Below are 12375 nucleotides of genomic sequence, written 5' to 3' on the forward strand. Positions count from 1 at the left end.
CCGCTCCGGTGCTACCGTCGACCAACTCGCTGCCTACTTGACAGCCTGAATGATCACTGAAAGTGAAAAGATAGTGGCAGATAATGTTCATCCTACCCGATGATTCTCAGTCATTGTGATCTACTGAGTATACTAAATCATACAATCATTGAAAAGCCCTAGAATAACTTGACCGCGCCTGAATTCAGGTGTTATACTATTTATTGATTTACCATCTTGATGTATAAAGGGTGATACGATGGTTTCTGATTTTCAGTCACAATACAGTTCAAAGGTGATGGAGCACTTTCTTAATCCGAGAAATGTCGGGATGATCGAGGATGCAAACGGCGTCGGGACCGTTGGAAACCCGGTCTGCGGCGATGTAATGAGGCTCTACATCAAGATAGAGGATAATAAAATAGTGGATGCCAAGTTCCAGACCTTCGGCTGCGGGGCCGCTATAGCCACCAGCTCGATGCTCACTGAGATGATAAAGGGGAAGACGATCGATGAGGCGCTTAAGGTCACGAATAAGGTTATAGCCGAGGCGCTGGGCGGCCTGCCAAAAGTTAAGATGCACTGTTCAGTTCTATCCGAACAAGCCTTAAAATCCGCCCTTGCCGATTATTACAAACGCATGGGTCAGGATCCGCCCTTCAAGATTCCCGATAATGATCTGGAAAGGTGCGATCTGGCTGAGGAAGGAGAAGAGGAGGAATAGCCGTGCTCTTAGGCGCTCATGTTCCCGCAGCCGGTGGGTTACATAAAGCGATCGCCTTTGCCGAGAAGTTGGGGTGTCAATCCATCCAGATCTTCACACGTAGCCCCCGCTCATGGAGGGCGAAACCCCTCACATCAAAGGAGATCGACGCCTTCCGGGAGGCGTGGCGGAACTCCTCCGTCATGGAGATACTGGGACATGACTGTTATTTAACCAACCTCGCTTCCCCTAAGCCCGAAACGATCGATAAATCCGTCGCCTCCTTCGTCGATCAGATGGAGCGATGCCAGGCTCTAGGTATAAGATATCTCGTCACGCACCTGGGCTCACATTTGGGTTCTGGTGAGGAGGAGGGGTTAAAGAGGTTCGTCGAAAATCTCTCCCGCGCCGTCTCGATGGCGGAGGCGCCGGACGTGATCGTCCTGCTTGAAACCACCGCCGGCCAGGGAACCAACCTGGGTTATACCTTTGAACAGATAAGATATGTTCTCGACGCGGCGGAGCCTAAAGGTAGATATGCCGTATGTTATGATACATGCCATACCTTCGCTGCCGGGTATGATATCACCACGCCGGAAGGATATAATGAGACGCTGGGCAGATTTGAGGATATAATAGGGTTGGAGAAGCTCAAAGCGTTTCATCTGAACGACTCCAAATTTCCATCCGGTAGCCGTAAGGACAGACATGAACACATCGGCGAGGGTATGATGGGACTTGATCCCTTCAGGATGCTGCTCAATGACGATAGATTCTCTTCCCTTCCAGGGGTGTTGGAGACGCCTGATTCCCTGGAGATGTTCGAGCGGAATCTCGAGATCCTACGCGGTCTCGTCGAATCCTCTCCCTAGGGAACCCTGAACTTCATAAACATCACCGTCAGATAGATGACGTAGACGGCGAAGAGAGCGAATCCCTCCAAGCGGCTGATCCTATTGCGGGTTCTGGCGAAAAGCGTGAGCATGATCATGAGCAACAGCATAACGGGAAAATCCAACACTTTGGTTTGATCCTGTATGGGCAACTTTTCGGCGAGCGATGTTCCGCCTAGAACCCATAGGATGTCCAATATATCGGCTCCCATGATATTGCCGACCGATATCTCCTGATATCCTTTAATCGTGGCGGTCAGGGCTGTGACGTACTCCGGCAGTGAGGTTCCCAGAGCGACGAGAGTCACACCGATTATCAGCTCAGGCACCCCTAATCTGCGGGCGATCAGCTCAGCGCTGTTGACCAGCCATCTGCTGCCGAAGATCACACATCCCGCTCCCAACAAGAAGAGGAGGATCTCCCTTCGAAGGTTGATTCCCGACTCCTCCACATCGCCGTCGGCCATATCAACCAGCTCCAGCAGCGCTTTGTTCCTTTCGTTTCTGGCGGCGCGCACTGAATAATATATGTATCCTGCAAGGCCCAGGATAAGCGGTATTGAATCCAGCCTTGAAAGCTCCCCGTTGATGCCCAAAAGGGCTACCGCACCGCCTGCCCCTACCATGATCAGCCCCTGTTGAAAGGTCAGCGAGGGGCGGTCTATAAGCATCGGCCGGATCATCAGGCAGGTTCCGAGGATCAGTCCTATGTTGCACACCGTTGATCCGATGGCGTTCCCCACGGCGAAATCAGCCCTTGCTGTCAGGGCGGAGTAGGTCGAGACGGTGAACTCCGGCATTGTGGTGGCCAGGCTTACTATAGTCGCCCCGATTATAACCCTGGGCACATGGGTCGCTTCGGCTATTCTGACCGCCGCTTCGGTAAACCAATCGGCTCCTTTCGTGATAAGGATAATTCCCGCTGCTAACTTCAGCAGGGCGAGGATCGTCGCCTCCAACCGATCGCCTCCTTCTATCTATTGAGAGATCTGAACGGTGGTTCCCTTGGTAGTTATACGGTTATCTCTCTTAGTCCAGTAACCGATGCCGGGCTCCGTGACGGTAAGCTTACCTTCGGCCTGCGCTTCGATCATCTCCTTTATCCTCTCCGGCGAGAGGATCTCGGCCTCAAGTTGATCCTTGCCGAGCCTTACTATCTCCTCACATAGCTCCACACATTCCCTACATATGGCTCCGCCCAAAGAGCCGGTTATGAAATTTTCCCCCTCTTTCTCCATCCTTCCACAGAAGGAACAGACGATAACCTTCCTTTCCTCCTCCATCTCATCCTCTCATTACCATCTCATGGGATTCCCCATAGGGGGTCGAGGCTTTCAGAACAAACGGTAGTAGTATACCGTTTGATGGACTCCCATGTCAAATGACGTGGATCGTGATTCTTCACTTCGATCTTGCGTGAGCGGAGGATGTTTGTTAGAATATAGCCCGAATTCCAGTTCAGGATGAGGTTGGATTTGATATGAGCAGTGGGTATAGGGTTGCCATAGTTGGCGCCACAGGCGCTGTGGGAAGGGTTATGAGGGAGATACTGGAGGAGAGGGAGTTTCCGGTCGCATCCCTTAGACTTCTCGCCTCCAGCAGATCGGCCGGGAAAAAGCTGCCATTCAAGGGGGAGGAGATCACCGTCGAGGAGTTGACCGAAGATTCGTTCGATGGGTTGGATATCGTTCTCGCTTCGGCGGGAAGCTCCGTCAGCAGAGAGTTTATGCCGATAGCCGCTCAGAAGGGATGTGTTGTCATCGATAATTCAAGCGCCTTCAGGATGGATCCCGAAGTTCCGCTTGTTGTTCCCGAGGTCAACCCCCATGCTGCCTTCAAACATAAGGGCATAATAGCCAATCCGAACTGTTCGACGATTCAGATGGTGGTGGCTCTTAAACCCATACATGATATTGCTCGCATCAGGAGAGTGGTCGTCACCACTTTTCAGAGCGTCTCCGGAGCGGGATGGTCTGCCGTGGTGGAGTTGAGAGAACAGACCCGGGCGGCGCTGGAGGGTAAACCGGTCGTCTGCGAGAAATTCCCCTATCAGATCGCCTTCAACGCCCTGCCTCAGATCCCACAGTCGAACGCTTTCCTGCCCAACGGATATACCGAAGAGGAGATGAAGATGGTCAACGAGACTAGGAAGATCATGGAGGACGATTCGATAAAGGTTACGGCCACCACAGTCAGGGTTCCCGTCTTCTACGCCCATTCCGAGTCGGTGAACATAGAGACGGAGGTAAAAGTAACGGCGGATGAGGCCAGGGAGATACTCTCCAAGGCGCCTGGCGTTATCGTTCAGGATGATCCGTCGAGGCAGATATACCCGATGCCGGTTGATGCGGCCGGCAAAGATGAGGTGTTCGTGGGGAGGATCAGGGAGGACGATACGATCGAGTGCGGGTTGAACATGTGGGTGGTCTCCGATAACCTACGCAAGGGAGCGGCGCTGAACGCGATCCAGATAGCTGAGCTGCTGATAGGGGAAGGTTTATGAGGGAGAAGTTCGTCAAGCGAAAGGATGATCGGTTCAAGGTCACACTGCGATCGCTCCTCATCGGCGTTCTGCTTATACCGGTAAACGTCTACTGGGTGACCGTGGTCGAGGTGAAATATTACTCGCTGGACGGGTCGTGCCTGCCGCTTTTCATCGAGCCGGTTTTCATCCTCTTTCTCGTCACCTGCTTTAACTTTCTGCTCAAACGCTTCCTCCCTCGCTCCGCTTTCAACCAGGTTGAACTTCTCGTGATATACATAATGTTGGTGGTATCGATGACCTTCGCCGGTCACGATACCTTCCAGAACCTCTTCGGCCAGATAGCTCATCCCTTTTGGTTCGCCACCCCTGAGAACGAATGGGAACAGCTCTTTTTCAGATATATCCCCTCCTGGCTGACGGTCAAGGACAAATCGGTGCTGGAGGGGTACTACATGGGCGAATCAAGCATGTATATAGGGAAGAACTTCTGGCCGTGGGTCAGGCCGTTGGCGATATGGGGCGGATTCTTTCTCGTGCTGGTCTTCATGCTGCTTTGCCTCAACGTGATCATCCGGAAGAGATGGACGGAGCAGGAGAAGTTGGCCTATCCCATCATACAATTGCCGCTTGGCATGACGCATGAGGGAGGATCGACGCTTTTCAGGAATAAGATCATGTGGGCGGGATTCGCCCTCGCGGCCGCCATAGACATCATCAACGGCCTGAATTACATCTATCCCTCCATACCCAAGATAAAATATATCAAGCTCACCAACATCGGATATGTCTTCACCGATAAACCCTGGGATGCGTTGAGGTGGACGAGGATATCCATGTATCCCTTCGCCATAGGGCTGGCCTTCTTCCTGCCGTTGGATCTCTCCTTTTCGTGTTGGTTCTTCTTCGTCTTCAGGATGATGGAGCAGGTCTTCGGCAGGGCGTTTGGGTTGAGGGGATTTCCGTATTTCAGCGAACAGGCCTCCGGGGCGTGGTTCGCCCTCGCCTTCGTGGCGGTATGGACCACCAGAAAACATCTCGTAGAGGCGTTTAAAAAGGCAATCGGTCTGTCGACGGAGATAGATGATTCGAACGAGCCCATACCGTATCGATGGGCTTTCTTCGGCTTTTTCCTATCAGCCGGATTTCTGCTTTGGTTTCTGTATGTGGCCGGCTCTCAGCTCTGGGTGGCGGCCGTTTTCCTGTCGATGTATACGTTGATCGCCTTCGCTATAACCCGCGTTCGGGCCGAGCTGGGAACACCACATGAGATCTCGGCGGGCGATCACTTCGTCAACCCGCTTTACATAATGAGCTACATGATCGGCACCAAGAACATGTCCCCGGCAAGCCAGACGGTCATGTCAATGTTACACTGGTTCAACCGAGGCTTTCGTAACCATCCGATGCCCAATCAGCTTGAGGCGTTCAAGATGGCCGAAAACTCGCGGATGAGCAATAAAGGGCTTTTGGTGGCGATGCTGGTGGCCATTGTGGTGAGCCTTTTTTCGGTATACTGGGCCAATTTGGATGTGGACTACCGTGAGGGCGCAAACGCCAAGGCGGTCGGATTTAAGGATTGGGTCGGATGGGAGGCGTTTAACAGGCTGCAGAGATGGCTCCAGTTCCCCTCCGATCCGGACAAAATCAGGCTTTCATATATGGGAGGCGGATTGATCTTCACCCTCATCCTCATGGCCATGCGTATGCGCTTTGTATGGTGGCCTTTCCATCCGGCGGGATATGCCCTCGCCATAAGCTACGCCATGGATTACTTCTGGTTTGCCTTCTTCGTCAGCTGGCTGATCAAATTCATCCTCCTCAGAATGGGCGGATTGAAGACACATCGAAAAGCTGCCCCGTTCTTCCTGGGACTGATTCTGGGCGATTACGTCCTGGGAAGCATATGGGCGATACTGGGCCCGGCCTTTGGGTTCAGAAATTACAAGATTTTCATCTGAAGGTGATGACCCTATTAGCCCGATTTATCCTATTGTGTGTCGCCCTCATCTGGGGCTGGACCTTTGTATTGGTGAAGGAGAGCCTCGAGGAGATAGGCACATTCGCCTTTCTATTTTATCGATTTGCCCTTGCCCTTCTGCTTCTGCTTCTCCTATTCAGGCCGCGCCTGAGACATGTCGCTTCCCTCTGGGTTAAGGGGGCGTTGATAGGTCTGGCGCTCTTTTCGGGATACTGGTTTCAAACTCTGGGGCTTAATTATACCACGGCTACGAACAGCGCTTTTATCACGGGCCTTTCGGTGGTGCTCGTTCCTATGCTGGGTTCCTTGCTCTTTCGGAGGCGGGCGCGAAGGGCCACCTGGTTCGGCTCCCTCATATCGATAGCTGGCCTTGCCCTTCTCGTCTTCGGATCGGGGAAGACAGGGAGGTTCTCGCTGAACGCCGGCGATCTCCTTACCATGTTCTGCACCGTCTCCTTCGCCATGCACATCCTCCTCATCGACCGCTACACACGTCCGACCAACTACGTCCCTATTTTGATCACGCAGATAGGGGTGGTGATGATCTTAAGCGGTTTGGGGATGGTGGTTTTTGAGGGATTGGAATATCCGAGGACATGGTCGGTGTATAAGGGATTGTTTATCACGGGTTTCTTCGCCACAGCATTGGCATTTTGGGCTCAGAACAGGTTTCAACCTCTTATCTCCGCCGGACATACGGCGATCATATTTGCCGGCGAGCCGGTTTTCGCTGCCATGTTCGGCTATCTGTTCCTGGGTGAGCACCTCACAGCTCGCCAATGGCTGGGAGCTGCCCTTATCCTGGCGGCCATGCTCATAGCTCAGCTCCCCTCCGCCCGAAGGGCATCCAGGCGGAAGGATCACACAGCTTGAGGGCGCGATATGACAAGGATCTTTACGATCTTCACCGCTATAATGGTTCTGCTCGCCATATTCTCCCTCCTCGTGGATGTAGGCGGATTCAGCCTTTCGCCGGGGTTCTCAAAGGCCATGAATTTAATTTACGTCATAGTGGTCCTCTATTTCGTAATCGAAACCTTCCTCCGGCTTATCCTGGCGGCCAATAAGATCAGACACCTCAGATCGAACTGGATCAGCTTCATGCTTATATTCATCCTGGCGATGCAGATCGGGTTTCTGAAGTTCTTTGGGACCACACCGGGATTTCTCAGCATACTCGCGAGGTTCAACATTCAATCGATAGCCGTCCTATACTTCTCGGTCATAAAGAGCTACATGTTGCTACATCTTCTGGTACAGGGTGTGATGGGAAGCTATAGAATCGCCTCCCTTCCTCTGAAACCAGCCCAGACCGTTATGCTCAGCTTCCTCTCGGTGATCCTCATAGGCACCTTCTTCCTGATGACCCCGCGCGCAACCTATCCGGATAACAGGATATCGATCGTTGATGCTCTTTTCACCGCCACCTCCGCCACATGTGTCACGGGGCTCATCGTCCGCGATACGGGAACGGGTTTCACCCCGTTCGGCCAGATCGTCATACTCATACTGATCCAGATAGGCGGATTGGGGTTGATGACGATGACGGCCTTTTTCGCGCTGATACTCGGAAGAGGCATGGGGATACGTGAGACGGTGTTGATGAGCGACGTTCTTAACACGAGGACGCTGAACCGCATCACACATTTCATCGTCTCTATACTGATCTTGACCTTCATCTTCGAGGCTTCCGGGGCGGCTTTGCTTTACCTGAGCTGGTATCGGATGGGAGTCCTTGGGGGGATGGGGAGAAGGATCTACTACGCCGTCTTTCACTCCGTCTCGGCCTTCTGTAACGCCGGTTTCTCCCTCTTCTCGGACAGCATGATGGGTTTCAGGAGTTCGATCCCGATCAACCTGATCATGACCACACTTATCATCTCAGGCGGACTCGGGTTCACGGTTTTAACGCTAATGCTGAGATCGGTTTTCCTCGACTGGCCGCTGAGGAGAAGGATCAAACTCACGCTTCAGGCTAAGCTCGTCCTATCGGTGACCGGCCTGTTGATAGCATTGGGTTTCATCGGGATATTGGCCGTTGAGTGGGGTCAGGAGTTCGACGGATGGGGGTTAAAGGATAAATTGCTGGCAGCATACTTCCAATCCGTCACGGCCAGAACGGCCGGTTTCAACACTGTAAAGATCGCCGCCCTTTCGAACGCCTCTCTCTTCCTTCTCATCTGCCTGATGTTCATCGGCGCCTCGCCGGGCGGGACGGGAGGCGGTGTGAAGACCAGCACCTTCGCCATAGCGATCGGTTTCCTGATAGCCAATCTGCGCGGCAGGAGATCGGTCGAGATGTTCGGGAGGAAAATACCGGGAGAGGTTACAAGCAAGGCCTTCTCGATATTGATAATCTCGATTCTCCTGATCGCCGTCAACGGATTTCTGCTTCTGTGGGTGGAGAGAGGGCATAAACCGTTAGAGGTGATCTTCGAACTCTTCTCAGCTTTCGGAACGGTGGGGCTTTCGATGGGGATCACACCGCATCTGTCAACCTTGGGCAAGGTGATCATCATGGTGACCATGCTTGCAGGGAGGATAGGACCGCTAACCCTCGCGCTTGCCCTCGGCGAGAGACGCAAGGGAGGGGAATTCGAGTATCCGGGCGAGGAGGTTATGGTCGGCTGAAAGGACTCATCGCTGGAGCTCTTTCAAATGTTGCCGCGCTTCATCGGCCCATCTCTCAGGCGGATTCAGCTTCAGGAACCTCTTAAATCTGTCTATGGCCAACTGCTTCTTGCCGACATATTCATAAAGAAGGGCGAGGTTGAAGTTGGCCGTCAGATCGTCCGGTTTGACCTGAAGGGCTCTTTCGAACATATCGATGGCAGCCATCGTCTTGCCCATGTTGTAGAGCGTGTTGGCGTAGTTTATCATCGCCGTCACATCATTCGGCCTGAGCTCCAAGGCCCTCTTCAGGTGTTTTTCAGCGGAGGCGAAATCCATCACATACTGCCTGTAAAGGTCCCCCAGCCTTCTATGGGCCTCGGCGTTTTCATCGTCCACCTTCACCTCGGCCTCGTAGTAGGATATCGCCTTCTTGTAGTTCTTATGGTGCTCCTCGGCGATTATCCCGAGCATGAGATTGGCGCCTTTGTATTCGGGATCGATCTTCAACGTCCTCAGCAGCTCTGGCTCGGCCTTGAGCGGCATGTCCATGTCCATATAGGTCATTGCGAGATAGTAATGGGCATCGGCGTTATCCTTTTGGAGCTTTATCACCTGCTTGAGGTCCTCAGCTATGAGCTCGTTACGGTAGAGCTTGCCGCCGATCTGCTTGAAATGACGGGCCATAAGCGCCCTGTAAAAATAGGGACGGGGATCGTTCAAATTGAGCTTTATCGCCTTCATATACTCCTCCATCGCCCTGACGGCGTATCTGTCGTAGTCCTGGACGGACCTCGCGAGCCTATCCAAGGCGCGGGCGTAGCGGAAATGCCACTCCTGGACGTCAGGGTTATACCTGGTGGCCAGCTCATAGTGCTCTGTCGCCTTTTCAAGCTCCCCCTTCCCGTCGAGGAGCAACGCGAGCTGATACTGCTCATCAGGGTGTCGAGGCTCGATCTCCAATCCCTTTGAAAGGGAGCTTATGGCCTCATCCTTAAGTCCTTTACCCAGATATAGCCACCCCAGCCTCAAAAACGGATCACTCTTGGAGGAATCTATCCCGATGGCCAGCTTATACTCATCGATCGCCTTTTCCCTATCGCCCATCTCCTCGTATACGTGGCCCAGCAGGCGATGTCCTTCGTAGCTTTTGGGATCGAGCTCCACCGTCTTAAGCAGATGTTCGAGTGCCTTCTCCCTCTTCCCCATCTCCCTGTATGCCATACCCGCTTTGAGATGGGCTTCGGGGTTATCGGGTGAGATCTCCAGAAGCTCCGTGAGGTATTCGATCGCCTTGGAAAGCTCCTTTCGCCTCAGATAGATGTCCGAGATGCGCATGAGCGACTCAACGTTTCGCGGATCGAGCTCCAGAACCTTGAGGTATTCCGGTATGGCCTTCTCGCTCTCTCCCAGTTCGTCCAGGCACTTCGCCTTGAGCAGATGTCCGTCGACGCTATCGGGTTGGATCAGAAGGAACTTTTCAACCGGGGTGAGGGCGTCGGAGAACTTTTCGGCCTCGAACAGTTTACGCGCCTGATCGAGGAATATCTTCTTCAGATCGGGCTTAAGCTTAATGGCCGCCAGATATTGTGATCTGGCCTTGCCCCGATCCCCCCTTTCGAAATAGAGGTCGCCGAGCTCCATATGGACGTCCGGAAGGTTCGGATCGATCTTGAGAACTTCCCCGTAATGTGTTATCGCCGGATCGATATTTCCCTCCTTCCTCTCGAGACGGGCGTATTTGAGATGGGCGGACGCATCACGGGGATCTATCGCCAGTTGTTTATCCAGAGCGACCCTGGCCTCATCGGCCGAGAGCTCGCCCGAGAAATACCTATCGGCGATTTTAAGGAAGTGATCCTTCAGCTTCGGGTCATGTTGTATAGCCAGCTTGTAGTTTCTAACGGCCGTCTCGATTTCATCCTGATCGTAGTAGATGTCTCCCAGAAGCAGATAAGCTGGAGCATGATCGGGTGCGATCTCCACCGCCTTCTTGAGGGCCTGAATGGCGTATCCAGCCTTACCCATATCCTGAAAGATCGAGGCGAGCTCCATCAGGGATTCCGGCGTATAGCCGCCGTGAAGGCTCCCCCGTTTATACAGCTCCAGGGCCTTATCATCCTGGCCCATCCGGGCATAAGTCTGGCCGAGTTTGAAATAGGCGTCCCTGAATTTCGGGTCGAATTTGATAGCCCTCTTTAGGCTCCTCTCGGCCCCGGTGTAATCCCCCTTCTCATACCGGATCAACCCGAGCTCGTAGTATGGAGGAGCCCATCTCTTCTTGATCTCTATGGCCTTCAGAAAAGCCCTCTCCGCTGAGGCGATATCGCCTTTGCCCTTGAAGGCTCTTCCCATGCCGTAGTAAGCCGGATAGTATTTCTCATCTATCCTCAAGCACTCCTTATACTCTTTGATCGCCCGCTGCCGGTCACCTTTTATCAGGAAATATCCGCCGAGCGTATAATGTGTCAGAGGGTCTTGGGGCATCAATTCGACCGCCTTTCTGAGGTGTTCCCCCGCTTCCTCAGATACCCTCTCTTCCCCTTTAACCAACAGGGCGTATCCAAGGGCGTATTGAAGCTCGCCGGAGTTGGGTTTCCTCTGAAGATCCCGTCTGTAAAGTGCGATCAGATCGTCCAAGTGCCCTTTGGCCTTCCATTTGGCGACCAGACCTCTATGCAGGGCCAAGACGCTGCGGGTGGCCTTCAAGACGGTCTGATAATCGCCCCGGAGCTCCTTTTGCCACTCCTCATCCTTCCTGCCGGCCGGAGCGATAACGGGCAGAGTTAAAATGATAAGGATCGTTGATATAACGATGGCCGCTTTGGATCTCATGCACAACACCTCTGTAAGATTGGGCTTGAGGAAATTATACCTCGCGGATGAGGGACAAAACAAGGTCTATTCGCTGCTCGCCACTCGCTTAGTACGGGCGAAAAATCTTTCGCCCCTACAGCGCCGGCGAAAAGCGTTGAAAACTCCTAAGATCTGAAAGATGAGATTGCAAATTATGGCAGTTTGTGATAAAATAAGGAAGTCAGATGAGACGGGGATCGAAGAGGAGTTAGTTTATCGCTCTCTTTGATCTTCAAAGTAGGTTGGTTTTTCACCTTCAGGAGCTGCTTGGACATAAGCATTCAAGAACGACAGAGATTTATACTCATGTGAGCACCAAAAATCTGAGTAAGATTAGGAGTCCGCTGGATATGCTGGGAGGTGAGAAGCATTCAGAATGAGTATATATGCAATGCAGATATAATTCCAAATTGATATGATATACGCAATGCATATATGAATGAGTTAGGCGAAAACGGGCAAATAGAGGTGAATGAAAATGAATGATTCGAGGAGAGATGTATTGAAAGTTATTTTAGAGATTGCGCAATCGATAAAATATGGAGGTTTGATGCTTAATGAAAGATATTTACACCATTTCTTCTCGCACATATTGCAAAAAAAGTATAACATGCTAAACCTATCAGGGGATAACGGGAACATTACCTTGCACCCGGAATGGCCCACGTATAAAGAGCAAACGAAGTTAGACTATGGTAGATATAAAAAGGTGAACGGAAAGTATTATCCAGATAAAAATGGAACTGCGGGATTCATAGATTTTGCGATTGGCGATTATAACAAACCTGATATTGGCATAGAATTTTCATTGAAGTATGGGTGGTCACATGAAGAAATTGTATATGATTTTCTTAAACTGTTAGACAGTAAT

General features: G+C 52.2%; 10 protein-coding genes. 7 read left to right on the forward strand and 3 right to left on the reverse strand.

Going from position 1 to position 12375, the window contains the following annotated elements; translation table 11 throughout:
• Positions 1 to 238 precede the first annotated feature (238 nt).
• Positions 239 to 703, forward strand: a complete 465-nt coding sequence (nifU, locus tag J7M22_08005) for a Fe-S cluster assembly scaffold protein NifU (GenBank protein MCD6506556.1) — start codon at positions 239 to 241, stop codon at positions 701 to 703.
• A 2-nt stretch (positions 704 to 705) separates the two neighbouring features.
• The gene (locus J7M22_08010; protein MCD6506557.1) at positions 706 to 1554 is read left to right on the forward strand and encodes a deoxyribonuclease IV; all 849 of its coding nucleotides are present in this window, start codon (positions 706 to 708) and stop codon (positions 1552 to 1554) included.
• Here J7M22_08010 and J7M22_08015 read toward each other — a convergent pair.
• Positions 1551 to 2534 (reverse strand): calcium/sodium antiporter, encoded by a 984-nt coding sequence (locus tag J7M22_08015; GenBank protein ID MCD6506558.1) that lies wholly within the window; start codon positions 2532 to 2534, stop codon positions 1551 to 1553. The genes J7M22_08010 and J7M22_08015 overlap by 4 nt on opposite strands.
• Positions 2535 to 2552: 18 nt before the next feature.
• Entirely contained in the window at positions 2553 to 2858 is a 306-nt protein-coding gene (locus J7M22_08020; protein ID MCD6506559.1) for a hypothetical protein, read from the reverse strand.
• Positions 2859 to 3055: 197 nt separating this feature from the next.
• Here J7M22_08020 and J7M22_08025 point away from each other — a divergent pair, with 197 nt between their 5' ends.
• Genes J7M22_08025 through J7M22_08040 form a run of 4 tightly spaced genes read left to right on the forward strand, consistent with a single transcriptional unit; the run spans position 3056 to position 8669 of the window.
• Positions 3056 to 4078 (forward strand): aspartate-semialdehyde dehydrogenase, encoded by a 1023-nt coding sequence (locus J7M22_08025; GenBank protein ID MCD6506560.1) that lies wholly within the window; start codon positions 3056 to 3058, stop codon positions 4076 to 4078.
• Positions 4075 to 6018 (forward strand): hypothetical protein, encoded by a 1944-nt coding sequence (locus tag J7M22_08030; protein ID MCD6506561.1) that lies wholly within the window; start codon positions 4075 to 4077, stop codon positions 6016 to 6018. Before J7M22_08025 ends, J7M22_08030 begins: the two co-directional genes overlap by 4 nt.
• 5 nt (positions 6019 to 6023) lie before the next feature.
• A complete protein-coding gene (locus J7M22_08035; GenBank protein ID MCD6506562.1) occupies positions 6024 to 6911 on the forward strand; it encodes a DMT family transporter in 888 nt (295 codons plus the stop codon).
• A gap of 9 nt (positions 6912 to 6920) precedes the next feature.
• A complete protein-coding gene (locus J7M22_08040; protein ID MCD6506563.1) occupies positions 6921 to 8669 on the forward strand; it encodes a hypothetical protein in 1749 nt (582 codons plus the stop codon).
• Between the two features lie 6 nt (positions 8670 to 8675).
• On the opposite strand, the gene J7M22_08045 is transcribed toward J7M22_08040, so the two are convergent.
• Entirely contained in the window at positions 8676 to 11483 is a 2808-nt protein-coding gene (locus J7M22_08045; protein ID MCD6506564.1) for a tetratricopeptide repeat protein, read from the reverse strand.
• A gap of 499 nt (positions 11484 to 11982) precedes the next feature.
• Between J7M22_08045 and J7M22_08050 the strand changes: the two genes are divergently transcribed.
• Positions 11983 to 12375, forward strand: a 393-nt coding sequence (locus tag J7M22_08050; protein ID MCD6506565.1) for a hypothetical protein, incomplete at its 3' end; no start/stop codon positions are given.

This window comes from Candidatus Poribacteria bacterium (genome assembly GCA_021162805.1).
In the GTDB taxonomy this organism is placed as follows: Bacteria; Poribacteria; WGA-4E; order B28-G17; family B28-G17; genus JAGGXZ01.